Consider the following 24,943-nt stretch of genomic DNA (forward strand, 5'->3'; position numbering starts at 1 on the left):
CACCCATGCGGTTCACTGGTCGGCGTCGTAGGTGATCCAGTGCTCGGGGACGAGGGCTTCTCCGTTGCTGCGCCGCCATCGGGCGCGGACGGCACTGCGGAAGGGTTCGTCGTCTAGGTCGGCGTGTTCGAGGACGATGACTTGAAAGTTGCCGTGGAGCTCCTGCAGGCTCGCTTGGATCGTCGTGTAGAGGTTGAGGAGGGTGGCTCGGGCAGATCCGAACCCGCCGTCGCGTGTCTCATCGGGGAACCCGGCTTGTGAGGGCTGGTCAAGGATGAGGAATCGGGGGACGGGGCTGCGGATCTCGGTGAACCACTCGTGCAGGCTCAGCATGGTTGCGATGTGGTAGCCCAGGTAGTTCTGTCCACTTCCCATTTCGGACATCTTGACTGGCCCGCGTCGGGTGTCAGCGATGAGAGTCAGTGCCTGGGGATCGAGGCGGATGGGTTCGTCGTGGTGCTCCAGTTCCAGGGCAGTCGCTTTGGCTTGGATTTTCTGGTTGACGAGGGACAGGTAGCTGCTGAGCAGGTCGTCTTGGACGGTGTTGCCGAGTTGTTCTTCGAGCTCGGCGATCTGCATGGTGAGCTCTTCCCTGCGGTCGGCGACGGGTGGTGCTTGGGTGTGGCGGGCCATGCTGTCAAGGAAGAGGCTGATGCGTCCTTGGACGACAGCTGCCCGCTGTTGTGGGTCGTCCTGACTGGCTGCCCGCTGGCCTGCGCTGAGGACTTCGATCTCCTCTTGATTGCGCGCCAGTGCGGCGCGCAGATCTGCGAGCGCCTCTTCCTCTTCTGCAATGCGTGCGTTGACGTCCAGGGTTGCCTCTCCGATCGTGGTCATCTCGGCATTCAGGCGCTCAAGGTCCTGCCGCATGATCTGAGTTGCCTGGCTGGCGTCGGGCGCATGGCTGCCGCACACCGGGCACAGCCCATCTTGTGGCGGCATCTCCGGGTGGGCGCGCGGCAGAAGGCCGAGAGTGGCGAGTCGAGCACGCTGCTCGTGGACCTGGCCGAGAAAGTCGTCCTTTTCTCTGGCGACGGTCTTGAGGTTGGAGATGCGCACGCGGGTCTGTGCGTATGCCTGGCGAAGGTCGCGGCGGGTTGCAGCCAGCGCTGACAGCGGGTCCTCGGCTGCGGGGGGCACGGTGTCGGCGGCGGTCGTCTCGGTGGCTATGCGCAGTCTGGCGAGGATCTCGTCGTGCGACCTGAGGTGGCCGGCCGGGGCAGGGTCGAGCAGGTTGGCTTCGATGGCTTCCCCGAGCAGTGCAGCGGCCGTTCCCGAGGCGTGCTGGAAGGGCCGGGCCGCCTCCAGGCGCTCCTGCGCTTCGGCCAGTTGCCGACGCAGGAGCTTGAGCTGGTGCTCGCGCTGGGCGCGTTCCGGGTCCACGGCGCCGAGGAAGTACGGGAGCATCGCCCGCAGTGCCGGGCGGTGGTAGTCCTCCGTCTGTCCGTGGAAGAGCAGGTCATGGTTGGCGACCTCGTTCTGCTCCTGCAGGCAGAAGAACAAGCCGTGCCGGACGGATGGGGAGAGCTGGCGGACGCTGCGGGCCACTGGCAGCTGCACGGACGGGTCGATGCCGGTGAACTTCGACAGGACCTTCTTGGCGATGTCCAGGGGCATGGAGAAGGTCAGCTCTGTGTAGGCGGGCGGGGGTGCTCCGTGCGCCTGGGAGATGATGCAGAAGGTGGTGTTGGTTGCGGCCTTGCCGACGGGTGCCGGTCTGGCCACGAACAGCTGCTGATCGTCCTTGACGACGGTGAGCGCGAAGAGGTGCACGAAGTTGCGGAGGGCTGCGCCGCGGATGACGAATTCGTCGCTGCCCAGGCAGTAGTCGACGATGGTCAGGATGGCGCTCTTCCCGCGCCGGGCGTCTCCCGTAATGATGTTCAGCGTGCCCGTCTGGAACGGAACGGTACGGATTTCGCCATCTTTGTTGTAGATGGAGATGGCGCTGATCTGGAACGTCAAGGCCGAACTCCTAGCAAGGTCATGATGGTGCTTATGCTTCCGGCGCTGGGCAGCCAACGTCCCAGCAGACGCGCGGCCTTCTGAATGACGACGACGTCGTCACTGCCCCCGGTGATCGCCTTCTTCAAGGCTCCCTTGGGCACGTGGAGGCGTCCTTGTGCCTCGCAGGCGAGCAGGCGCGTTTGCAGCGCCATCAGCAGGCCGGGGCGGACGACGTCGGCGATGGCCGTGGCGTTCAGTGTCATGGAGGTACGCACCGACGGGTTCTCCTGTACCCAGCGGTGCAGTCCGCTCGCGGTCGACCGCGGCAGCGCGTTGCGTATCGTCGGCTGCAAGGCCATGACCGCGGCCAGGGTGGCGACGACGACCGGGCACGGCGTGCCGAACTCCGTGTGGTGGCCTTGCACGGAGCGGGCGACGATCAGGCCGGTGAAGGCGGGGTTGTACAGGGCGCGCTCGTCACGGCTGAGGGTGCTGAACTCACTCATGAGGAAGCGGTCTCCACGGGCTCCAGCACGGCCATGAGACGGGCGAGGAAGTCCATGTGCCAGCCGACCCTGTAATCGTCAGCCAGGATGTGGAACGACCCCTTGGCCACGAACGGCTCATCGCACTCGGGACGGATACGCCGCTGGGCCTCAGTCATCGCCCACCGGTAGATGTTCCTGGCCGCGGCGACCTTCTCGGCTTCGGCGGCCTCGGCACCGAGGATGTCGACCATGTCGTCGAAGAGCTCCTGCCACTCCTCGATCAGGCGCCGCTCGTATCGGCTGATCTCTTTGGGCAGCAGGAGGTTCTCGTTCAGCCAGCGCGAGCGCTGGCTGAACGCTCTCATGTAATCGCGGACCGCGCGGTTCACGCGGCTGGATCCCAGCTCGATGAGCTCCAGCTGCCGGACGAAGGGATGGCCGGCGTGTTTGGCGAGGTCGGCCTGCATCTCGGCGATGTCCTCGTCAATGGGCAGGTTCGCGCGTCCGAACTGGTTGCGCAGATCAGAGAAGACCGCGTCGAAGTCCAGTCCGGTGATCGCGTCCAGGCTCCCCGCGCGCAGCTGTTGGATGGAACGCCGGAAGAACCATCCCTCCAGGCGGATGAGGAACGACGTGGCGTGCTCACGGCCTACGGCCGTGACCGCTGCCTGTCGCAGCTTCCGCTCGACAGCATCCACGTCGGGGGCGTTGCCGATCACCTGGATCTTGGACACCATGCGTTCCAGTTGAGCGCCTGTCAGGAGATCGAATGCCGCGAAGGCTTTCGTCAGCGCGTCACTCTTGGAGGCCCCGCGGGTGGCCTTCAGTGCCTCAAGTGCGCTCTGTTCGTCGCGCTGGCGGGACTCTTCGGACTGAAGCATGCTGCCCACCGACCCGTCGGGCAGTCCCGCCGTGGTGAGGAGGATCAGATCGGTTTCGTCCAGGTCGAGTTGCCCGTGAGCGATCCCGTGGGCCCAGATCCGCAGGGTCTTCCACAGGTCCACGCTCGCATTGGTCATGCGCGTACCCGGAGCGCGGTGTTTGAGCTGGTAGTACGTCCGCCCGTCCCGGCGGACCTCCTCGATGTCGTCTCCCGCCTCGATGGCCAGCGACCAGTCCAGATTCCCGAGACGGCTCACACACAAGTACAGCGCTTCACGTAACTGGTAGACGTAGCCGAGCGCTGAGGCCGACGCCTCGAAATCCGGTCCCCGCTCAGCCATGTGCAACCCCCTGCAGGCCTCTGCTCACCGCGAGTGACCCGATCTTGTCACGCACTGTCTGCCGCTAACACCCCTTTCATCCGACAACGTGGCTGGGAGGCGGGCGATGAGGGAATCTGCGACTGCCTGGAACTCCCTCAGCACCTCAAGTGCCTGCTCGACCAGGTGCAACAGGTGCTCGGCGGCGCCATCCGGCAACGTTCAATCGCCACGGGCCTCTACGAGCGCGATGCCGGGGTTGTTGTTCTTGCGGGACGGGCATGGCTTCACAGCAGGTGACACGACGGGTCTGAGGGGGGCGCCGTGGCTCGCAAGAAGTCCTTGACCGTTCAGTTGCTGCAGGCCTACCAGGAAGCGAAGAAAGCCAAGGCTGCCGAGGAAAAACGGCTGCAGCAGGAAGAGGCCCGCCGGGCCCGGGCCGCGGAACAAGGGCGCCTGCGCAAGGAGCCGGAAGCGGCCAAGCAGGAGCGCGAGCAGGCGCAGCGGTGGGCGGCGGCGCAACGGGAGAAGAAGCGTCAGGACGCGGAGCGCAAGCAGAAGGTGGAGCAGGTCGAGCGGGATCTGGCCCGCCGGCAGGCGGCGCGGGAGAAGGAGGCCGAGCAGAAGAAGAAGGAGCAGGCGCGGCAGGTGCAGCAGGCGGCGCGGCTGGCCAAGCAGGAGCAGGTCGAACAACTGAAGGCCGAGGCGCAGCAGCGGACCGGCGAGGTGCAGGCGCGTGCGGCGGCGTTGGACCGGGTGCTCATGGACCGCTCCCCCGGCCTGCGTGATCACCGTGCGGCTGTGGAGCGGGCGCTGGCCGGAGGGGCGACGGCGCTTGTGGAGGCGGTGGAGGGCGTGCTGGCCGGGTGCGGGTATCCGCCGGGGCTGCGCCGGGCGTGGCGGCTGGCGTATGCGCCGGAGTCCCGTGAGCTGATGGTGGATGTGGATCTGCCCGGGCAGGACGTGATCCCGTCCGCGGCCGGCTACCGGTACAAGGCGGCCGACCCGCCGACGGTGGTGCCGCAGCCGCGGAAGGAAGCGGACACCAAGGACCTGTACAAGCAGCTCGTCGCCCGCCTCGCGCTGAGGGCGGTGGACGAGGTCCTCGACGTGACCCCGCCCGCCCTGGTCAGCTCGGTGGCGTTCAACGGGCACGTACAGGCCAAGGACCGGGCCACCGGCAAGGGCATCCGCCCGTGCCTGGTCAGCGTCCGCACCGAACGCGGCACCTTCGACGAGCTCGTGCTGGACGAGCCCGAGCTCGACCCGGTGCTGTGCCTGCGCCATTTGAACGCGATCGTCTCCCAGCACCCCTACGACCTCGAGCCCGTCCGGCCCGTGGTGACGTTCGACCTGAGCAAGTACAAGTTCGTCGAGGAGATCGACGTCGTTGCCGGCCTCGACAGCCGCCCCGACCTGGTCGTGCTGGATCCGTCGGAGTTCGAGCACCTGGTGCGCCGCCTGTTCGAGGCGATCGGGCTCAAGGCCTGGGTCACCCAGGCCTCCCGCGACGACGGCATCGACGCGGTCGCCACCAACGAGGACCCCATCATCGGCGGTCTGTGCATCATCCAGGCCAAGCGCTACAAAAACGTTGTCCCCGCCGAAGCCGTCCGCGCCCTGGCCGGCGTCATGCACGACAAAGCAGCCGCCAAAGGCATTCTCGTCACCACCTCCTGGTTCGGCACCGCCAGCAAAGAATTCGCCCAGCGCACCGGCCGCATGGAACTCATCGACGGCCGCGGCCTCAAAGCCCTCCTCAAAGAACACCTCAACATCGACGCCCTCATCGGACTCCCCAAACTCCCCGCCGGCTGGCACCCCCGCGACCTCCGCTGACCGGATCAACGACACCACATGGTGAAGTTCCCCCCGCCCAAGGACACTGACCAGCTCGACGCGAACGGAAACCCGGTACCCGGACCCATCGACGACGCCGACGCCCGCCTGGCCTACGTCGCCATCACCCGCGCCCTGCCCTTGCCGAAAATCGCGTCTGTGCAGGTCATGCAGCATGCTCGTACTCATGGAGGATGCCGCCGAGGCGGTCCCGTCTTCGTATGTCGAGGCGGGTGAGTTGCTCCGGATCGGCGACGGGTACCGGCACGGGGCGCAGCGGGCGGGCGTTCGCGATGCCCTGATGAGGACGATGAGAGTTGTAGAAGTCCTCGAACTCCCGAAGGGCGTGGAGGAGATGGCGCTGATTCCAGATCAAGGTACGGTCGAGCAGCTCGCACCGGCAGGTCTGCACCCACCTTTCCATGATTGCGTTCATTCTCGGCATCTGGACGCCGCTGAGCACGACCTCGATCCCCGCATCCCGCAGGACGGCGTCGAACAGCTCGGGGAACTTGCCGTCCCGGTCCCGGATCAGGAACTTGGCCTTGGAGCCGGCGTCCTCGAGATCCATGACGAGGTTCTTCGCGGCCTGCGCCACCCAGGCGGCGGACGAGTGCGCGGTCGCGCCCAGGACCCGGATCCGGCGACTGGCGTGCTCGATCACGGCGAACACGTACAGCCGCGCCCCGGACAGGGTGACCATCTCGAAGAAGTCGCACGCCAGCAGGGCCTCGACCTGCGAGCGCAGGAAGTCCGCCCACGTGCTGGAGCTCCGTTGGGGTGAGGGGTCGATCCCGGCCTCCCGCAGGATCTCCCAGACCGTGGAGGCGGCGACCTTCACGCCGAGAACGAGCAGTTCGCCGTGGAGGCGCCGATACCCCCAGCTGGGATTCTCCCGTGCCAGGCGCAGCACCAGGGCGCGGATGGAGCGCTCGGTCCGCGGCCGCCCCGGTCGCTTCGGCCGGGAGGCGGCAGCGTGGCGGCGTGCGACCAGGTCGTGGTGCCATCGCAACACCGTGTCCGGCCGCACCAGCAGCCGCAGCCTGCGCAGTACGTCCCGCGGCAGCCGGTGCAGCAGCGCTGCCAGGAACGCCCGGTCGCTCGGGATGAACCGCACCCTCTCCTTGCCGAGTTGGCGCTCCAGCACCGTGATCTGATGGCGCAGGGCGAGGATTTCGACGACCTTGTCCCGATCACTCATCGGCAGCAGGCGCAACATCGCGAACGCGTTCGCCACACCGAAGTAGGCCAGTCGCAGCAGCACGGTGGACCATCATGCCGCGGCGCTCGTCAGCGGGGCGAGAGCCCCCGGCGCCATCAGCCACAGCTGCCATGCCCCAGACCTCGCGCACCGGCTCCCAGCAGGACGGATGAGTTTTCGGCAAGCGCAACCCTGACCGGGACTCGCCTGTACGTCTTCGCGGTCATCGAGCATTCAACGAGGCGTATCCGGATCCTGGGCGCCACCGTGCACCCGACCGCCAAATGGCTCGTGCAGCTCGGACGCAATCTCCTCATGGACCTGGAGGACGCGGGCAGCAGGGCCAGATTCTTGATCCGGGACCGAGACTCGAAGTTCACCGCCGCTTTCGACACACTGCCGGCCGATGCCGGGCTGAAGGTCGTCACCACCGGCATCCGGATACCGCGGATGAACTCCCTCATGGAGCGCTGGATACAGACCTGCCGCAGGGAACCCCTGGACCGCACCCTGATCTGGAACCAGAGCCACCTCCTCCACGCACTCCGCCAGTTCGAAACCTTCTACAACGGGCATCGACCGCACCGAACGCTGAGGCAAGCCGCTCCTCTGCGCCCGCTACCCGAACCGATCGACCTGCCAGCGCAGATCGAGCACCTCGATGTCCGCCGACGAGACCGACTCGGCGGAACCCTCCACGAATACCGACACGCAGCTTGACCAGGCCGGATGATTATTCGGCACCCGCAGGACTCTGTCGCCCGATTCCTCCGACCTGCAGAAACCGGCCGACCGGCTCTGATTAGGGCGAGGGAGGACGCAGGTCGCGCTGATCGACTCGGCACTCGTCCCGAATCGGGCGACAGAGTCCCGAAGTGTACGCAGGTGGCGGATCCTGGGCACCTCGGCCACGAGCGCTTCACGAGTACGTCGCCCACCTCAGCCCGGGTTCCTGTCGCCAAAGGCCCGGCTGGTGCAGGCGAGATCCGAAGAACGGGGCCGCCACCCCCTCCGGCCGGTGTGAGTGCCGGACGGAAGGAGGTGGCGGCCCCTGGCATCATGCGGTCAGTCGCCCTGGGTCGGCCTGAGCGGTGGCGGTCCGAACATGCTGGGCTCTCCGGTATCCGGGTTGATGCCGAGCGCGAGGAGGCGTTGGACCTCCCGGACGTGCACGAAGCGCCGTACGTCGTCGTCCGCCCACATGGGGTCGATCTCACCGCGGAACAGACGCACGAGGTACTCGAGCATGCCGCAGTCGTGGACGCTCCAGGCGAGATGGCCGCGACTCCACACGGCCACCGGCCAGCGCCCGGGATCCTGCTCGCCGGTCACCCAGCACAGCAGGTCGGCACGCGCGTTCACGCCCCAGGCGATGACCGGCGGCGTGGCCGGCGAGCCATAGCCCGCCGGGGGCTCCTCCAGCCACATCCGCCGCGCCACGGCCGTCTCCTGCGCCATGGCGCCGGAGGGAACTGGGCCCTCGGCCGGGCCGGGGACGAGGAAGGTGAGAAACGCGTCGGTCTCACCCTCACCGTACGTGGCCACGAACTCCTTGTAGTCCTGGGGAAACGTGACTCCCCAGACGCGCTCGACCTGCTGCCAGTCGACCGAGTCTCCGGCGCCGTCGTGCGGCGGCATCAGATCCCGCAGCTGAGCGATCAGCGGTTGCCCGTCCATGAATCCTCCTCTTCTCCGCTCTCCATCACGGCATTCCTCCGACGGGCACGGGAAGCCCGCTCCGGGAGTCGGTCCACTTGCCGAGATTGGTGAACCACTGGGAACCTTGTGGGCCGCGCAGCAGCAGGTTGGGAACCGTGTCGCTGAACGAGATGCCTGGAGAGCCGTTGGGGTACATCCCCTCCGCCGACATCGTGTAGGTCTTCGGCGCGGTGCGATCTCCCTCGTAGTTGGGTGTCACCTCGTACCGCACCACCTGTCCGCTGTCGATCGCGCCTTTGACCACCCTCTCCCAACTGCGCATGTTGATGGCCAGCGTTCCCGCGACCTCGTCACCATCGGTGTTGGTCACTCTGCCGCAGGTCGAGAGGTTCCGCAGGTCCAGGCCGTCGCCGCCGAGGGACGCACCGATCAGATGGCAGGCGTTGATGTGCCGCCCCACCTGGCTGCCGTGTCCGAAGAAGTAGGCCAGGTCCCTGGCCCAGTAGTAGCCGGGCGGGCATATCTTCAGCCCGCTGCGGCACTGCACATCGGTTCCGTGCGTCGAGGCGTACGCCTTGTCGATACAGCCGACGGCACCCGTGGCCCGTCCTCCGTGGGCCGTGTCGACATCCTTGTAGTCGATCCAGCCCTGCCCGTCAGCGCCGTGGCAGGTCGGATCGGTTCGCGGCGTCGTACCGCCGCCCGAGCCGCCATCGGGAGCCTTATCGTCACCGAGGAGTTCCGCGATGCTGATCACGAAGCTCGTGATAAAGCCGAGCAGGCCGCCGCCCCCTGTTTTGGACGTCGTGGTCGTCGTGCTCCCGACGGGCACGCCGTTCGGGAAGACCGGACGGTGCCCGTCGAGTTCGATGAAGCTCGTGGGGTTGCCGCCGCCGAAGGCGTACCGGTTGCCGGTGTAGGGGTCGTTGCACAGGTTCATGTCGGCGAGGGCGCCGGTGTACATGTCCCGGGTGGTGAAGCGGTTCAGGCCGGGGTTGTAGTCGCGGAAGCCCATGTCGTAGGTGCCGGACTGGGCGTCCCAGCGCTTGGCGTTGAACCGGTAGGGGTTGTAAGCCTCCTTGGTCGGGTTGGCGGCATCCGGCTTGTCGATGCCGGTGAACTCGGACGTGTCGTCGGAGCCGTAGGCGGTGTAGCCGTAGGTGGCCTTGGTGTCGCCGTTCTTGTCCGTCAGTACATCGACGTCGGAGTGGCTGTTGTAGCCGTAGTAGCCGTCCTCCGTCGTGCCGTCGGTGTTGTGCTTGATCTGCGACAGGCGTTCGCCCCACGGGCTGTACTGGTAGGACTTGGTCAGCGTGCCGGCGACCTTCTCGTCCAGGACCTCGGAGGAGAGGCCCAGGTACTCGAAGTCCGTCGTCTTGCCGCCCGCGGTCTGCGAGGCGGTGCGGTCGAGCGGGTCGAAGGTGTACGTGGTCGACTTCAGCGCGCCCGTGGAGTCCGCCTTCTGGGACTCGATGACGTGGTCGAAGCCGTCGTACATGCTCCGCTCGATGATCTTCCCGAGCGAGGTGACCGATTCCTGGCGGCCGAAGGGGTCGTAGTTGTAGTTCGCCGTCGAGCCGCCAACAATGCTGGCGCTCAGCAGGCGGTTGCGGTCGTAGATGTAGTTGGTTGTGGTGCCGCCCACCGTCTGGCTGATGACGTTGGAGTTGTTGTCGTGGACGTAGGTTTCGGTGCCCGCGCCGTTGCCCGTCTTCACCGCCTTCGTCAGCCGGTCGGCCGGATCGTAGGTGAAGTCCGTCGTGGACGACAGGTACGCCGCGTGGTTGTCGGCGTTCATCTTCTGCGCGACGTCCTGCGCCTTGTTCCCGTTCGGGTCGTAGGCGTAGGTGTGCGAGTCGATGAGGGTGCCGTTGGCCTTCTTCTCGCTCGTGGACTTGAGGGCCGCGTCCAGGTAGTAGGTGTAGTCGACGGTGTTGCCGTTGGCCTTCGTCTCCTGGAGCTTCTGGCTGCGGTCGGTGTACGTGTACGACGTCACCTTCGGTGAGGCGTCGGTCGCCGTCTTGCCGACCGAGACGGTCTTGACCAGCTCGCGCAGGTCGTAGGTGTACTTGGAGAACTGGTCGGGGTGTGTGATCGTGTCCGGCTGGCCGTTGGCGTCGTAGGTGTACGACGTCGACTTCTTCTCCAGGCCGAGCAGCGACTCGGTGACCTTCTGGACCTGGTTCAGGCCCGTGTAGGCGACCGTGTACGCGTCGATCTTCGCGCTCGACGAGGTGTCGTCGATCTTGGTGAGGTTGGCGTTCGCGTCGTAGGTGTAGGCGAAGGTCTTCTTCTCGGTGTCGACCTCAGTGGTGGTGTCACGCACCAGCTTCACCGCGTCCGCGACCACCGTGCCGGCGCTGTTCTGGAACAGCTGGAGCCTGGCGTCGTTGCCCTGCTTGAAGCTGTACGAGCCGAGCGAGACCCAGGTACCGGTGCCCGCGTTCTGGTCGAGGGTTTTGTCGGTCGTGGTGTCCTGACCGAGCGCCGTCTTGTGAAAGACGGTGTACTTCGCCGCGGTGGCGGCGCCGGTCGCCTTCGGGAACTTCACATACGCCGCGTAGGTGCCGTCCTTGGGGATGTTCAGCGTCCAGGTGAAGGCATCCGTGCCCGTGCCCGCCGCGTGTGTGGCGTGGTCGTAGCCCTGCTGCCCGGCGAGGTCTGCCTTGGTCCAGGTGCCGGTGGAGGAGGTGTTCTGGGTGTCGGAGTTGTCGACCAGGACCACGCTCTTGCCAACCGGGACGCCGTCGTCCGCGCGGGACTTGAGCTTGCCGTCGGGGTAGTACGACCAGCCCATGGTGCGGTCGGAGGAGCCGCCCGCGGAGGTCTGGGTGCGCGTGATCTGCTGCCCGAGCTCGTTGTAGTCGTAGGCGGTGGTGATGTCCCACGGGTCCGTCGCGGACTTGGCCCAGCCGTTGTCGAAGTAGCCGTAGGTGGTGTCGTTGCGGACCGTCTGTCCCTCGGACGGCGGCAGCGAGGTCTTCGCCACCCTGCCCACCGCGTCGTAGAACGTCTGGGTGTAGACGTTCGGGTTGTTGTAGCGGGCGTCGCTCGAGCTCGGGTCGTAGGGCTGGTACTGCTTGACCGGCCGGTTCAGCGCGTCGTATTCGGTGCGCGCGGTGAAGTCATCCACCGTGGCCGTCACCGTGCCCCGCGGCGTGTTCACCTTGGTGGTGTTGCCGACCTGGTCGTACTCGTACTTCGTCGTGTTGTAGGTGACTGGTGCGGTGCCCGAGTGCGGGACCTGGACCTGGGTGGTCTTGCCGCGCTCGTCGTAGGTGATGAGCGTGGTGTTGTTCTCCGAGTCCGTGGTCGAGACGACCAGAGAGTCCTTGTCGTAGCCCCGCTTGGTGACCTTTCCTGCCGCGTCCGTCAGAGACGTGACCCGGTGATTCAGGTCGTAGGCGGTCTTGGTCGCGTAGTCGGTGGGGTCGACCGTCGCGTTCTTCTTGGGGTCGATGACCGTGACGACGTTGCCGACGTTGTCGTACTCGTAGGAGATGGTGTCCTTGTTGGCGTTCACCACCGAGGTGAGCTGGTTGATCGGGTCGTAGTTGTTGGTGGTGACGTAGTCGGTGGTGTCCGTCGGTGTCAGCGTGCCCTTGGGCTCGGTGGTCGTCTTGAGGTTGCCGACCTTGTCGTAGGTGTAGGTCGACGTCCTCTCGTCGGAGGTGGCGGTGTCCTTGGGCGCGGTGGCCGAGGTGATCTCGTCCGCCGCGTCGTACACCGCCGTGGAGACCGCGCCGTTGGGTGCCGTCGACGTCGTGACGTTGTCGTTCTCGTCGTACACCGGCGCCGGGGTGGTGATCACGACGCCCGTGTCCTTGGGCACGGTGTTGACCAGTGGACGCCCGTACGTGTCGTACGTCTGCGTGGTCACCTTGCTGTTGGCGTCGGTGACCTGGGTGACCTGGCCCCGCTCGTCGTACGCGAACGTCGTCGCGTCGGACTTCGCGTCGGTGATCGTCGCCGGGTAGCCGGTGGGTCCGAAGCCGCTGTACGTCGTCGGGTTGCCGTTGGCGTCGGTCGCCTTGGTCAGCTCACCGTAGGCGTCGTAGTCGTACTTCGTGGTGTAGTCGTCCGGCACCGTGGTGGTCGCGACGCCCTTGGGGTCGGTGACCGTTTTCAGGTTGCCGAACGAGTCGTACGCGAACTGCCACGTCCGGCCCTCGGGCGACGTCTTGCGGAACAGGTCCGCCGCGTAGCCGTCCGCGCGGGTCTGGTACTCGTACTTCGCCGCGTTGGCCGGGTAGCTGACCAGCGTGCCGTCCGGCTTGAAGGAGCAGTCGCTGGCGGGCGGTACGCCGGTCTTGTTGTTCTCCGCGTCGCGCTGCCAGAGCGGGTAGCCCGTCTTCTGGTCGTAGCAGTACGCGGTCTTCGCGCCGTTGGCCTCCTCAAGGTAGGTGACGTTGTTGTCGGCGTCCCAGCTCATCGTCGTGTTCTGGGACTTGGCGTTGGTCGTCTCGACCGGGCGGGCGAAGTCGTCCGTCTGGTACCTCGTGACGTGTGACTCGGCGTCCGTGACCGTGGTGTTGGTGAACTTCGTGTTCACGGTGTCGGCCGTGTACGCGAAGTCCGTGGTGCCCTGCAGACGGTCGGTGATGGTCTTCGTCCACCAGTGGTACTTCGGGTCGTCACCCGTCTGCGGCGCGTAGTACGCCAGGTTGGTGTCGTGGCCGCGTGGGTCGGTGGCCGTGACCAGCTTGACGTTCTTGTTGCCCTGGGTGGCGTCGTAGGTGAACTTGAAATCCTTGGGCTGGGAGGATCCCTCGCCGTCGGTCATCCAGCCGAGCAGGCCCGTGGTCGTGTAGTAGAAGGAGATCTTGCGCGTGGGCAGCCCGGTGACGGACCCCGAGATGTCCGTGATGGACTTGACGTGGTCGTAGATCTTGGGCTCGTTGAGGTTGGTGCCAGTGGCCTTGGCGCCGGTGGCGGTGATGTAGGTGTAGGTGGCGTCACCCGATATGATGCCGCCCTTGTTCTCGTACTTCCGGTAGTAGTCGATCTTCAGCGACTGTCGGCCCGCTGGGTCGGTGATGTACTGGAGGAACTTGGTCGGCTTGCCGTTGGACTTGCGCTCCTCGTAGGTATACGTCTGCGTGTTGCCGTTCTTGTCCACGACGGACGTGAGGTAGCCGTCGCAGCCGAAGAGGAATCGCGTGCCGTCCGGCCGCAGCAGCGTCCATGCGTCCGGCACCGGGTCCTTGTCCGGGGTGCAGTCCAGCCCCAGCTGCGCCGTGAGCCGGTAATGCACACCCGCCGGCGCCTTCCACGTGCCGTCCGCCTGCTTGGAGAACACATGCGTGGTGCCGTCACCGTCCGGGAGCCTGACCTCGGTCGGGTTGGGATTGGGGTGGAAGTCCAGCGGCGCACCCAGGCGGATCGGCCCGGCCAGCTGCGCCGACCAGCCCGCACCCGACACCGTGTCCGACGTGTCGAGCGAGTTGTAGGCGAGGCGTGCGAACGTTGTCAGACCGCGGCCCGGGTTGGTGAACGCGTTGTACGACCACACGCTGTTCCCGGAGGCGAGGTTGTTCATCACCGTCGAGCCGGCACCGGTGTTCTTGCCGGTGTAGGAGTAGAACTTCTCCAGACCGAGCGCGTTCGAGGTGGGGTCCTCGACGGCGACGTTCTGCTTCAGTGACGGGATCCCGCCGGTTCCGGCGGACAGCCAGCTGCCGTCGGAGACCTTCTTGATGTCCCAGCCCAGCACATAGTCCGTGCGTTTGTTCCCGGAATCGGAGTTGATCGGCGTCTTGACCTGCGCCTTGATCGTCGCCGACTGGCCCGGCGACAGCGCCGGGATCGCGGTGGAGGCCTGGTTGCCGCCGGTCGTGACGTCCGTGCCGTCCGGGAGCTTCCACGTGTACGACAGCACCCGCTCACCCGCCGCCCACGCGGCACTGGTGGTGTTGGTGACCGTGAAGTCCACCGTATACGTGGAGTTCGGCGTCATGCGGGCTGGGGTCTGCGGTGCGTAGTACGTGTCTTCGGTCGTGGAATCGACGTAGATCACACGCAGGAGCGGGCCGAGCTGCGGGTCGGATGCCTCGGAGGCCAGGAACAGGGTGCGTTCCTGCGGGCCGGTGGTGGTCTCGTCCTTCAGCTTGACCAGCGCGCCGTGGTTGGAGGTGGGGGTTTTGACCCAGCCCTGGGTCAGGCTGGTGGCGTCCCAATAGTGCCGGCCGACCTCGGAGACCTGGGCGACCGTGTCCGAGACGGTCCCCGAGTAGTCACCGCCCGGCGTGGTCCATGCTGTGCCGGTCGCGGCGTTGTTCCAGGTGGCCTGGGTTTCGTTGAAGTCCTTGTTCAGGCCGTGGAGTTCGTAGATCGCACCGTTCGTGTCGGTCGTCGTCTCCGCACCCCACATGAACAACCGCGACTCCAGCACCGTCGCCGTGGTCGGGATGGTGGAGGTGGTGAACTTCAGCGCGGCGCGGGCCTTGCCGTCGGTGGTGGAGTTGTTGCCCACCTCCAGCCACTTCTGGCCCTGCCCGAGGAACTGGATGGTGTCCTGGTTCGTGGTCGGCTTCCCGGACGCCAACGTGGTGTCCGTGACCCCGGACGTGCCCTGGATCAGCCGCATCGTGCGGCCCGCCTTCGGGACGCCCACGATCCTCGTCGGGGAGCCGAGCAGCTGGCCGTCCTTGGTCTTCACCGCCAACTGGTAGTAGTACGAGCGCCCGATCTCCGCAGACGACGAATCCGGCGTCGGCGTCGCCGTGGTGTCCGTGTACGCCGTCACCGACTTGTCGATCGGAGCCACCAGCGTCGCCGCGGACGGCGTGAACACCTGCTGCGTGGAACGGTGCAACTGGTACTCGGCAATGTCCAGGCCGGAGTCACCAGTGGTGTTCGAGTAGGCCTTCCACGACAGCTCCGGGCCCGTGGAGTGGACCACGGTCGGCGAGTTCAGCGTGGTGCCGACCTTGCCGTACGTCACCGTCAGCCGGGGGATGGTGGCTGTCTCGCCGCCGTAGTCACCGTCGCCCGCCTCATACCGGGGGCCGCCGGTCGGGGTCGTGGACGAGGTGTCGTCCTTGGCCTGCAGCACGAACCCGTTGTTGACCTCGGTCCCGTTGATCCATTTCTGGACGGTGTTGGTGACCGGGAAGCTGTGCCACTGGTTGTGCTCGCCGATGTTCTTCACGATCTGCGCCGAGTTTCCCAGCCGCACCGCGTCCGCGATCACCGCCGAACCCGGGGCATCGCCCAGGACGACCTTGTAGCCGGTGCCGCCCTTGTTGAACTGGTACTGCTTCCCGCCCCCGAGCGAGGCCCACACGCCGTTGGTGCCCGCCGACTGGTCGACCGTGGAGGTCTCGCTGCCGCCGTTGTAGGTCACCGTGTACGGCGCCGCCGTGGACCGGTTCGAGGACGCCACGTAGTGCACGTCCACCTTGTAGGAGCCGGTGTCCCCCACCGGGGTCTGCCAGCTGTAGGAGTCCCCGCCCAGCGAGTCCTGGTTGAAGTGGTAGTCCCCGCCGATCGCGGACTCGGGCAGCCCCGAGCCGGACGACCTGCCCCAGGCGCCGACCGCGGCTGTCCCCGCATCCCCATCGTCGAACTGCACCGTCGTCCCGGACAGCTCACCCGCCAGAGCGCTGGTGTCCGACCAGGTCGCCCTCGACTCGTCCCACGTCCCGGTCGCCCGCCGCACCTCGATGGTGTTGTCATTGCCGCCCGTGGTGTGCGCCTGGTCGAAATACATCTCCAGCCGGGCCGCATCCAGATCCACATTCGCAGGGATCTCGTCCAGCGGGAACTGGATCAGCGAACGCGCAATACCCGTGCCGGTCCGGCCCACCGACAGCTTCCACGTGGTGTTGAAGTTCGTCGCCGGCTGATCCGACAGGACCATGACATCCTGAGACTGCGACGGAGACGGCGCGATCGTGATCGTCGGATCGATCACCACGGGATACACGCGGTCCTTCGCCGCCAGCCACTCCGAGTCAGGAGTGACGGTCAGCTTCCACGACTTGCCGTTCCGGACCAGCTTCTGCGTGACCTTCGTGCTGTACGTCTTACCGAAGACCGACCGGTCCGCCTTCGCCGCGTCCGTCATGTACGGCGCCGGAATCACCATCACCGGCGTGTGCGGCAACTCACCGAACAGCGCGATCGCACCGTCCTTCCGGGCCTTCGGCACCAGCCCGGCGGTGTCCAGCGTGAACGTGAACTTCAGCGGGACGGAGGGGCGCTTCGCCAGGGTGATGTTCTCCTTCACCCGGCCCCGGCCCACCACGTACTCCAGGTCCGCGCCCGGCACCGCGTCCTTGTACGTGACCGTGGAGCCCTTCGCCGTCGGCCTCAGCGCGCGGCTCGCGCCGTCCAGGCCGAGGCTGACCGAACGGCCGTCCGGCGCCCGGAAACGCACCAGCCGGCCACTGTCCCCGCCGAACCAACTGCGCCCGCTGTTCGTCGTGTTAGCGAACACGTAGCCGTCGGTCCTGGACGCCCGCACCGAGGTGTCGATGGACTTCCACGCCGCCTGCTTGCCCGCGCCGGAACGGTACGACGTCGGCACCGCCGACAGCTCCGCCTCGACCCGCCCGTCCGACAACCGCCAGAACCGCGAACTCGCCGTCCGCTGCCCCGTCAGCTCCCGAACCCGCTTCGCCGGCGGCTGCGCCTTCTCCTTCGGCAGCTTCTGCCGATCCGCAACGCCGATCTCGTCATGCGACGGCGGCGCGGGAAGCTCACGCTTGCCATCGTTGTCGTCGTCCGAAAACCATCCCTTGACGGTATCGACAATTCCCTTGCCGTCACCGTCGCCGGAATCTGATGCCGCATAGGCGACCTGGGGCAACGCGGTACTCATCACCGCGGAAACCACCAGGCACGCCATAAACCTGGCCCGTCTGGGTCTCACCGCAACCCTTTCCACACCTGAGACGTCACAAACATGCCGCCCGAAAACGTCTCCCCCGCCCCTACAGGCGGGCTGGACGTCAGGGCGCGGCGGTTCTAGTCGCACAGATGACGCCACGTCAAGCGATCACGCAATTCCGGCATTTCATCGGTGACTCAATTTCGACGTCCGATTTGTCCGGGCATTGGAAACCACGGTATGGCGTCGTGTATAAGGGCCCGGTTCCGGCCCGGAGCGCCGCGGACACACAAAGAAAGAAAACCCGGACATCTCAATTCACGGCCCCCACTTACGGGCCGTCCGAGACAAAAGGAAGCTTCATGAGCGAGGAGAAAAGAAACTCGGAATCCGCTACGGAAGCCGACCCTGCCGATCGGCCCGGCAACAAGCGCCCCGACCGCGCCGGCCTCCTCGTCGCCGCCGCCGTACTCGCCGCCTGCGGCGGACTCGTCCTGTACGGCGTCCTCGGCACCGACGGCGACAACGAGAGCGCCCCCAAGAAGCACACCCCCACCACCGCCGTGACCTACGAAGTCACCGGCACCGGCACCGCAGACCTCACCTACCAGGCCCGCAGCGAGACCGGCAAAGCCACCGTCGTGCAGGACAGCCGCCTGCCCTGGCACAAAACAGTCCAGGTACCCCTCGGCCAGGACCCCCTCATCAGCCTCGTCCTCGACGAGCACGGCGGCACCGCCCGCTGCACCCTCGCCATCCGCGGCCACCACGCCCAAAGCGCCACCGCCACCGGCGCCTTCGGACGCGCCACCTGCTCCAGCCCCCTACCCAACCGTCAAAACTGACCCCACCGCCGACGCCGACCAGCAGCGCCGAACCCACCCACCCCAACCCGCCTCGGCATCGCACACCATTCGCCGAAACGTTCAAGGAGTCGAGATCAGACGCCCGGTTTCCGTACAACGACGCCCGTTCCACTGCGGATCAAGCATCAGCTTCTGGTGTCGCCATCCTCGTCTTCATCGCCCGTGTTCGGGTTGGGCTGAGTCTTGTTCCATACGAAAGCGGCAGCCCGCGACGCCAGTGCGGGAATCTCTCGGCTGAGCCCGGTGTCAGGCCCGGCGGGTTGAGGATCACAAGCGCTCACCTCCAGGGATGCTGTCAGCGGTCAGGAGGCGCGGGGGAAGACGGCGGCGGGCCCGTACCTGGCGCGGACGCGGTCCATCGCGGCCTCGGCGACCAGACGGGCCTCGCGGGCACCGCCCAGGCTGATCTGCCGGGCGACCCGGTGGGCGCCGATACCAGGTCCTCGCCTCTGAGGACGAGGCTGGTCAAGCGGCCGCGCTGCAGGCCTGCGGCGTCCATCAACTGGTAGGCGACGGTGCGCAGGTCGTCGTCGTGCGCGGACGACTCCGGCATCCGGCGCGTCTTCGCCCACGACGTCCCGCCCGCGAACCGCAGGGTCAACGTGACGGCGCGGGCGACCTGTTCGCGCCGGCGTAGCAGGAGCCCGAGCTGGACGACCAGGTCGAGCAGGGCGGCGCGGACGGCGGCGCCGTCCAGGGTGTGCTGGTCAAAGACGTGCCGGACGGCGACCCGTCCGACGACCAAGGGCAGCTCTACCCGATCGGGGTTAGACGCCGTTTCTTATGGCTGTGGTGAGGGCTTGGTGGCCTGGGGAAAGCCCAACTCGTCCAGCAATGCGCCGAAGAGGTCCTCGACGAAAGTCTCCCGTGAGCGCAGCAACTCCTCGAGCCGCGTCCGGTCTGCCGTTGCCCGGACGCCGGCCGCAGCAGCCCAGACGAGGGCGCCTTCAGCATCGGCTGGGACATCAGCTTCGAGTTCCGCGCGCTTGCACCTCACAGCCTTGTCGAACTGGGGTGTTCCCACCCACAGGCTGACGTCGTCCAGGTCCTCGGGTTCCTCGGCGAGGAGTGCCGCAGCAGCGTCCAGGTTGAGCCACGCCTGCCAACGCTGCCCGTCGGTTCCGAGTCCGGTCACGAGGGCGATGTCGCTATCGGATACGTCGGCGACGCAGGCCGGTGCGCCGGTCGATTCGACCAGGGCGGACAGGTAACCGTCCTCCCATAGTCCGTGATCAAACTGCAGGGTCTGCCAACCGCCCGATCGCGGCCGCCACGCGTGCACGGTGTTCTTCAGCGCCTGCTTGACGCTGTCGAACACAGGTGCTTCCAGCAGCGGACTCTGGCTACGGGCAAAGACCAGGTGACCCGAAAATCCCACGGGACTCCTCCTCGGAGACGTTGCGCGCACCCTATGGGGTGCCACCGACACAGCAGGCCTGGCAGGGCTCAGCTGCTGAGGGCGGCGGCTATGCCGACGAAGGCGAGGAAGTGCTCGGCTTTGCGCTCGTAGCGCTGGTGCAGGCGCCGACACCCGGCCAACCAGGAAACCGTTCTCTCCACGACCCAGCGGTGTCGACCCAGCCGGGCGGACGATTCGATGCCTTTGCGGGCGATGCGGTGGCGGAGCCAGCGGCGCAGGTGGTCGTAGTCGTACCCCTTGTCGGCATGGAGCTTGGCGGGACGCCGGCGGCGGGGCCGTGCCGGGAACGGATGGGCGGAATTCCACAGACCAGCGGCTGAAGGCCGAGGCTGTCGTGCATGTTCGCCGCGGAGATCCCCAGGGACAGGGGCAGCCCGTTCCGGTCGGTGATGAGGTGGATTTTCGATCCGTTCTTGCCCCGGTCAGTCGGATTCGGTCCCGTCAGCGGCCTGTGCCGCTCGAAAATACGATTCGATGCTGTGCGCTGCGGCGATGCCATTCGGTCAGGCAGCGTGGCGGTACTCGTTGATCAGGCCGCCGAGGACCGGCCGTCGTCGGATCCGGTGGGCCTGGAGGTCGGTGGCGGTGGCCGGGGCGGGCGGTTCAGTGCTGTCCGGGGATAGTTGTCGCCGAGCCTGACGGGGACGATGCCGGTTGTAGTGCCGGATGTACCCGGTCAGGACCACTCGGGCGTGGGCCTCGTTGTAGATCAGGATCCGGTCGAGGACTTCGCGGCGCAGGGTGCCCACGGCTCGCTCGCAGATCGCGTTCGCCTTCGGTGCCCGAGGCGGGCTGAGCAGGATCTCCACGTCGTCGGCCTGGAAGACGGCGTCGAAAGCGGCGGTGTATTTGTTGTCCCGGTCGCGGAGGAGGAAGCGCAGGGAGTCCGTCCGACACCCCAGCGTCATGGTGAGATTCCTGGCCTGTTGGACGGTCCACCGGGCGGTGGGATGGGCGGTGACGCCGGCGAGGTGGACGCGTCTCGTGTCGTGCTCAATGAAGACCAGGGCGTATAGGCGTTTGAGCGAGATGGTGTCGATGTGGAGGAAGCCGGCGGCGAGGATGCCGTGGGCCTGGGCGGTGAGGAATTCACGCCAGGTCGGGCCGGAGCGCTGCGGAGCGGGATCGATGCCGGCCGCGTGCAGGATCTCCCAGACCGTGGACGGGGCGATCGAGTAGCCCAGGCGCGCGAGTTCGACCTGTATGCGGCGGTGGCCCCACGTACTGTTCTCCTTGGCCAGGCGCAGGATGAGCTGCTTGACGGTGGGCGCGGCGGACGGCCTGCCGAGGCGGCGGTGCTGAGAGAACGTCCACTTCCGCGCAATCAGTTGCCGGTGCCAGGCCAGCAGCGTGGTCGGCGTAACAGCGAATACGTGGCGCCAGCGTTCCTGCGGGACCAGCCGGGAAAGGACAGCGAGCCAGATCCGGTCGGCGGGCTCGTAGCGGACCCGGGCAATCCGGCGGCGCAGCACCGCGTTCTCGTGCCGTAACGCCAAGACTTCCGCATCCACGGCCACGCGGCTGCGCAGCACGGCAGCGGGCACCTTGATCAGATCGCGGACCAGCGCGGTGACGATCGACAGTGGCATCGACAGATCGTCCCAGGCGCTGTGCAGGCCGCCGCCCTGCGGGGAGAAGCTGCAGGCCAGACCCAGAATCGTATTTCCGAGCGGGACAGGTCCGACCGGCTACCGCGCAGAAGTGGCCCACCGCGCCACCGAACACCGCGCCCACCGCCGCAAGAAGGCCGCGCCCCGGGACCCGCAGACACCTCCGCAGCCCTACGGACGCGACGCCGAAGAAGTGCGCGAGTACGAGGAAGTGTTCACCACCGTCATGATCGCTTCGGGCATGCCCACGATGATGTCGTCCAGGGTGGCGGCCTGCCTCATCCTCACCGACACCGGCAGCCTCACGGCGGCCGAACTCGCCCAACGCCTCCAGGTCAGCCCGGCGGCCATCTCGAAGGCGATCGCGTTCCTCGAGAGCCAGGGCTTCGTCCGCCGGGAACGCGGCGAAGGCCGACGTGAGCGCTACATCGTCGACGACGACGTCTACTACCAGTCCATGATGGCCAGCGTCCGCGCCATCGCCCAGGTCGTCGACACCGCACGCCAGGGCGTCCCCGTCCTCCGCGCCGGCACTCCCGCCGCCACCCGCCTCGAAAACATCGCCCGCTTCCTCGACTTCGTCTCCGAAAGCACCGCCCGCGCCGCCGAACAGGCCCGCGAAATCCTCCACACCAAGCCCGAAACAACCCCCGACACCACCACCTGAACCACGGCCAGACCACCGACAGACAGCCACGTACACACCCACCGGCCCCACCCGCCACCGGTCCTGCCAGCGCTGGCGGGTGGGGCCGACGCCCTCCACCACCGCCCTGATGCTCAAGTGGACGGCGCGGTGAACGTCCCTTTCTTCCAACCGGGCTGGCCCCACAGCCACTCGACGAACATCACCAGGGTGCCGGGGGTGAGGGCGAGCAGCGGCACCCCGGACTCGGAGCAGAACGTGGTCCAGCTCGCCCAGTCCTGGGCGTAGCCCTTGCGGGTGTTGGCCGGTCCAGTGGGCCAGCCAGGGCCGTGCCGCCGGCCAAGCCCATGGGGCTGGCAGCGTTTCGGTCTAGCAGTGCCCCAGCAGAGGCATTAGCGTTATCCACAGAGCAGTCGTGGTTCCGAAGTCGTGCGCCCGTGGACACCTTGCCCGCGGGCGCTTTGCTGTGCAGCCCACTCCGGACCAGGGCGATTACCTCCGGGCCCGCACCGTGCAGGCCCAAACCCCCTCGAAGGAGACAGACATGGCCAAGGGCACCGTGAAATGGTTCAACGCGGAGAAGGGCTTCGGCTTCATCGAGCAGGAGGGCGGCGGCCCGGACGTCTTCGCCCACTACTCCAACATTGCCGCTCAGGGCTTCCGCGAACTGCAGGAGGGCCAGCACGTGGAGTTCGACGTTACCCAAGGCCAGAAGGGCCCCCAGGCGGAGAACATCCGCGTCATCTGACCCAGCTCCCGAACAGGCCCGGCACCGTGGACGGTGCCGGGCCTCCGTGTCTGGCAGCCGGCCGCGAGCACTCCGGGCTGACCGACATCAACCGGTCGGGTCCTCGTCCCCGCGGACGCCGGCTCCGAGAGCGCGGCGCGGGCTCGGAGCCGGCGGCGCGGGCTGGGCGCCGAGCGCTCCACGGGCCCGCAACTCGTCAAGGTCGGGGAGGTGGACACCGGGCAGCGCGTCGAGAAGGTCGGCCTGGGCAGCGCGGATGCTGTCCGCGGAAGCCTGGGGGCCGGTGCCAAGAGTTCGGTGGACTGTCACACTGATCATCGTACGGGCGGCCGTCTCGTGCGTTACGGCTGCGGGCCTGGCCGAACTCGCCAGCCGCGCTCGCCCAGGAGCTCCTCGCCGAGCTCACCCATGGTGGCGGTCGGCGTGAGAATGACATGATCTTTCGTCACTCATGTCAGCAACGGGTGAGCATCACCCGTCAGCGCCATCGACCAGGTCGCCGCGCCTGCGCCACTGACGCTCAGATGACGAGGTTCAACTGACACTCCCCCGCAGACCATCAGTCGACGGCCACGAGCACACGCTCGGAGTGTTCATCGCCAACAGCCGCAGCCGGAAAGCGAAGCTGGCACCGCAGCGGATAGAGGAGCTGTCGGCGCTGGGAATGCGCTGGTCTTGATCAGCTGACGCGCCGTCCGGGGGCGACAAGGGTGTCGGTACTCGGTGCGGGTCGTCGGCCCCGGTGCGCGGTGAGTGCGATGGCTTTGTTCATCTTCAGCAGCAGCGTTTGTTGAGGAGTTTCAACAGCATTTAGTGATCAACTCGCTCGTGGATGTTCACGAGAAATGGCTCTGGCTCAGCTTTTGTGGTGCTCTCACGCTGAGCGCTCCGTCGTCGTCTTGGGCAACCCACGAGACGCGACTCATGAGGTGACGGAAGGCCGGTCGCGAGGCGGGTCCCGGGCTCGGAAGGGGCGGGCGTGCGGCAAGCCCGTGCCACCCGGAACAGCTCTCGTACGGCCGGGTGACGCATGGTCGCATCCCGTCCGCGGCGGTGTTCGTTGGTCGGCTGGGGGCTGATCGGCAAGGAGCCCCGTCGATGGTACGGATCTCTGGAGGAGACATCGTGAACCAAGAGGAAATGGTCGCGTTGTGGGAGCAGCACACGGCGTACGAGTTCGTGGTCAAGGACGCGGACCTGGCAGTGGCCACGATGGTGGAGGACGCCAGTGTGATGCATCTGCCGACGATGAGCGGTGGTTTCGGCAAGAAATACCTACGGGGTTACTACCGCGACATCTTCATTCCTGGCATTCCGCAGAACACCATCACTGAGACGGTGGACCGGTCGGTGGGCAGCGACTTCCTCGTCGAGGAGATCATCATGCGGATGCCGCACGACCAGGAGATCCCCTTCCTGCTGCCCGGACTCGCACCGACCGGACGGACCGTCGAAGTGCCGCTGGTGGCGATGGTGAAATTCCGCGACGGCCTGATGGCGAGCGAACGGCTCTACTGGGACCAGGCCGCAGTGTTCACCCAGGTTGGTCTGATCGCCGCCGAAGGCCTACCCATGGCCGAATTCACCGAGGTCACCCGATTCCTGCGGGAGAAGGTCACGTCCTGACCACACAGGGGATCACGGGTCTTGCTGGTCAAGACGCGGAATGCACATCCGGTTGCGTCAACAGGTGGGCCAGGTGCGCCCGAGCCCCCGAGGGCCGAACCGAGGGGCGCAAGAGGCGGTGCAGGCGGCATTCGCTACGTGACGCGAAGTGGCCGCTTCACAGAAGTTGTGCCAGAGCCCGAGAAATGACGGCACTGCTATGCGCGAGATCGCGTGTCGTCTCGCTCATGCCAAGACGAGGGTCTGTAAAGTCTTCGGTGTTTCTGGGGTTGTTGGGGTTCAGCGGCGGGCGGCGGAGAGTCGGCCGTCGAAGGTGATCTCGAACGCGTTCAGGGCGGCCTTCCACCGCTGTGACCAGCGTTTGCGGCCCTGGCCGGTCGGGTCCAGGCTCATGATTGCCATGTAGACGCACTTGATCGCTGCCTGCTCGTTCGGAAAGTGCCCGCGAGCGCGGACGGCCTTGCGGATCCGAGCGTTCACGCTCTCAATGGCGTTCTTCGTGCATACAACTCGCCTTATTTCGGTATCGAATTGAAGGAAAGGAACGAACTCGGCCCAGGCGTTCTCCCACAACTTCACGATCGCCGGATACTTCTTGCCCCATGCGTCACTGAACTCGATGAACCGCTCGGTCGCGGCGTCCTCGGTCGGAGCGGTGTAGACCACGTCTGGGGGTGGCTGCGTGTCATTGCCTCCCCCGGTCGTAACCAGCAACCGTGCCGTCGGTCAGCGGCGCTGACGGCCCAGGGCCTTCAGTCGCTGGAGCAACCCAGCCAGCCTTCCCGCTGAGGCCGGGAAGGGGGTTGCGGTAGTCGTGCGGGCGCCGTAGGTCGCTTCGACGGCGATAGCTTCGCGAGA

Annotated in this window: 15 protein-coding genes and 4 pseudogenes; 7 read left to right on the forward strand and 12 right to left on the reverse strand. The window is 66.7% G+C overall.

Annotation, left to right across the window (positions count from 1 at the left end; genetic code table 11):
- Positions 1–12: 12 nt before the first annotated feature.
- Genes ACFYXB_RS36400 through ACFYXB_RS36410 form a run of 3 tightly spaced genes read right to left on the reverse strand, consistent with a single transcriptional unit; the run spans position 13 to position 3,658 of the window.
- Entirely contained in the window at positions 13–1,965 is a 1,953-nt protein-coding gene (locus tag ACFYXB_RS36400; RefSeq protein WP_389589311.1) for a DUF3732 domain-containing protein, read from the reverse strand.
- Entirely contained in the window at positions 1,962–2,453 is a 492-nt protein-coding gene (locus ACFYXB_RS36405) for a three component ABC system middle component (protein ID WP_389589312.1), read from the reverse strand. The genes ACFYXB_RS36400 and ACFYXB_RS36405 overlap by 4 nt, the downstream gene beginning before the upstream one ends.
- The gene (locus ACFYXB_RS36410) at positions 2,450–3,658 is read right to left on the reverse strand and encodes an ABC-three component system protein (RefSeq protein ID WP_389589313.1); all 1,209 of its coding nucleotides are present in this window, start codon (positions 3,656–3,658) and stop codon (positions 2,450–2,452) included. The genes ACFYXB_RS36405 and ACFYXB_RS36410 overlap by 4 nt, the downstream gene beginning before the upstream one ends.
- A gap of 303 nt (positions 3,659–3,961) precedes the next feature.
- On the opposite strand from ACFYXB_RS36410, the gene ACFYXB_RS36415 reads away from it, so the two are divergent.
- Positions 3,962–5,476 (forward strand): restriction endonuclease, encoded by a 1,515-nt coding sequence (locus ACFYXB_RS36415; RefSeq protein WP_389589314.1) that lies wholly within the window; start codon positions 3,962–3,964, stop codon positions 5,474–5,476.
- A gap of 166 nt (positions 5,477–5,642) precedes the next feature.
- Here ACFYXB_RS36415 and ACFYXB_RS36420 read toward each other — a convergent pair whose 3' ends face one another.
- Positions 5,643–6,740, reverse strand: coding sequence for an integrase core domain-containing protein (locus tag ACFYXB_RS36420; protein ID WP_389589315.1), 1,098 nt, complete (start codon positions 6,738–6,740; stop codon positions 5,643–5,645).
- 123 nt (positions 6,741–6,863) lie between these two features.
- Between ACFYXB_RS36420 and ACFYXB_RS36425 the strand changes: the two are divergent.
- Positions 6,864–7,397, forward strand: a pseudogene (locus ACFYXB_RS36425) (integrase core domain-containing protein); the annotation flags it as partial.
- Between the two features lie 345 nt (positions 7,398–7,742).
- Here the strand turns inward: ACFYXB_RS36425 and ACFYXB_RS36430 are convergent.
- Both ACFYXB_RS36430 and ACFYXB_RS36435 read right to left on the reverse strand, forming a co-directional pair.
- Entirely contained in the window at positions 7,743–8,354 is a 612-nt protein-coding gene (locus ACFYXB_RS36430; protein ID WP_389589316.1) for an SMI1/KNR4 family protein, read from the reverse strand.
- A 25-nt stretch (positions 8,355–8,379) separates the two neighbouring features.
- Positions 8,380–17,160, reverse strand: coding sequence for a DNRLRE domain-containing protein (locus tag ACFYXB_RS36435; RefSeq protein WP_389589317.1), 8,781 nt, complete (start codon positions 17,158–17,160; stop codon positions 8,380–8,382).
- A gap of 371 nt (positions 17,161–17,531) precedes the next feature.
- Between ACFYXB_RS36435 and ACFYXB_RS36440 the strand changes: the two genes are divergently transcribed.
- Complete coding sequence (locus ACFYXB_RS36440; protein ID WP_389589318.1) at positions 17,532–18,014, forward strand: hypothetical protein; 483 nt, start codon at positions 17,532–17,534, stop codon at positions 18,012–18,014.
- 316 nt (positions 18,015–18,330) lie between these two features.
- On the opposite strand, the gene ACFYXB_RS36445 is transcribed toward ACFYXB_RS36440, so the two are convergent.
- The 4 genes and pseudogenes from ACFYXB_RS36445 to ACFYXB_RS36460 form a co-directional block, all read right to left on the reverse strand.
- Positions 18,331–18,780 carry a hypothetical protein gene (locus tag ACFYXB_RS36445; protein WP_389589319.1) on the reverse strand — a complete coding sequence of 150 codons (450 nt, stop codon included), beginning with the start codon at positions 18,778–18,780 and terminating at the stop codon, positions 18,331–18,333.
- A gap of 36 nt (positions 18,781–18,816) precedes the next feature.
- Entirely contained in the window at positions 18,817–19,413 is a 597-nt protein-coding gene (locus ACFYXB_RS36450; protein ID WP_389589320.1) for a hypothetical protein, read from the reverse strand.
- A gap of 68 nt (positions 19,414–19,481) precedes the next feature.
- A pseudogene (locus ACFYXB_RS36455) lies at positions 19,482–19,900 on the reverse strand (IS5 family transposase); the annotation flags it as partial.
- Between the two features lie 58 nt (positions 19,901–19,958).
- Positions 19,959–21,044, reverse strand: coding sequence for an integrase core domain-containing protein (locus ACFYXB_RS36460; protein ID WP_389589321.1), 1,086 nt, complete (start codon positions 21,042–21,044; stop codon positions 19,959–19,961).
- A gap of 88 nt (positions 21,045–21,132) precedes the next feature.
- Here ACFYXB_RS36460 and ACFYXB_RS36465 point away from each other — a divergent pair.
- The 3 genes and pseudogenes from ACFYXB_RS36465 to ACFYXB_RS36475 form a co-directional block, all read left to right on the forward strand.
- Positions 21,133–21,865: pseudogene (locus ACFYXB_RS36465) on the forward strand (MarR family transcriptional regulator); the annotation flags it as partial.
- On the forward strand, positions 21,862–21,999 hold the full coding sequence (locus ACFYXB_RS36470) for a hypothetical protein (RefSeq protein WP_389589322.1): 138 nt from the start codon (positions 21,862–21,864) through the stop codon (positions 21,997–21,999). The pseudogene ACFYXB_RS36465 and the gene ACFYXB_RS36470, both read left to right, overlap by 4 nt.
- Positions 22,000–22,255: 256 nt before the next feature.
- Positions 22,256–22,459, forward strand: coding sequence for a cold-shock protein (locus tag ACFYXB_RS36475; protein ID WP_059130479.1), 204 nt, complete (start codon positions 22,256–22,258; stop codon positions 22,457–22,459).
- An 87-nt stretch (positions 22,460–22,546) separates the two neighbouring features.
- Here ACFYXB_RS36475 and ACFYXB_RS36480 read toward each other — a convergent pair whose 3' ends face one another.
- Positions 22,547–22,768, reverse strand: a complete 222-nt coding sequence (locus ACFYXB_RS36480) for a hypothetical protein (RefSeq protein ID WP_388510254.1) — start codon at positions 22,766–22,768, stop codon at positions 22,547–22,549.
- Positions 22,769–23,584: 816 nt separating this feature from the next.
- On the opposite strand from ACFYXB_RS36480, the gene ACFYXB_RS36485 reads away from it, so the two are divergent.
- Positions 23,585–24,085, forward strand: coding sequence for a nuclear transport factor 2 family protein (locus tag ACFYXB_RS36485; protein WP_389589323.1), 501 nt, complete (start codon positions 23,585–23,587; stop codon positions 24,083–24,085).
- Positions 24,086–24,364: 279 nt separating this feature from the next.
- Here the strand turns inward: ACFYXB_RS36485 and ACFYXB_RS36490 are convergent.
- Positions 24,365–24,748 (reverse strand): annotated as a pseudogene (locus ACFYXB_RS36490) (transposase); the annotation flags it as partial.
- Positions 24,749–24,943: the final 195 nt, after the last annotated feature.

Source organism: Streptomyces sp. NPDC002619 (genome assembly GCF_042889305.1).
Classification (GTDB): Bacteria; Actinomycetota; Actinomycetes; order Streptomycetales; family Streptomycetaceae; genus Streptomyces.

What these genes read in the sequence shown, in the direction of transcription:
- ACFYXB_RS36430 (WP_389589316.1), bottom strand. Translation starts at nt 8,354, where the DNA reads ATGGACGGGCAACCGCTGATCGCTCAGCTGCGGGATCTGATGCCGCCG.
- ACFYXB_RS36460 (WP_389589321.1), bottom strand. Translation starts at nt 21,044, where the DNA reads ATGCCACTGTCGATCGTCACCGCGCTGGTCCGCGATCTGATCAAGGTG.
- ACFYXB_RS36440 (WP_389589318.1), top strand. Translation starts at nt 17,532, where the DNA reads ATGAGCGAGGAGAAAAGAAACTCGGAATCCGCTACGGAAGCCGACCCT.
- ACFYXB_RS36475 (WP_059130479.1), top strand. Translation starts at nt 22,256, where the DNA reads ATGGCCAAGGGCACCGTGAAATGGTTCAACGCGGAGAAGGGCTTCGGC.
- ACFYXB_RS36410 (WP_389589313.1), bottom strand. Translation starts at nt 3,658, where the DNA reads ATGGCTGAGCGGGGACCGGATTTCGAGGCGTCGGCCTCAGCGCTCGGC.
- ACFYXB_RS36435 (WP_389589317.1), bottom strand. Translation starts at nt 17,160, where the DNA reads ATGAGTACCGCGTTGCCCCAGGTCGCCTATGCGGCATCAGATTCCGGC.
- ACFYXB_RS36405 (WP_389589312.1), bottom strand. Translation starts at nt 2,453, where the DNA reads ATGAGTGAGTTCAGCACCCTCAGCCGTGACGAGCGCGCCCTGTACAAC.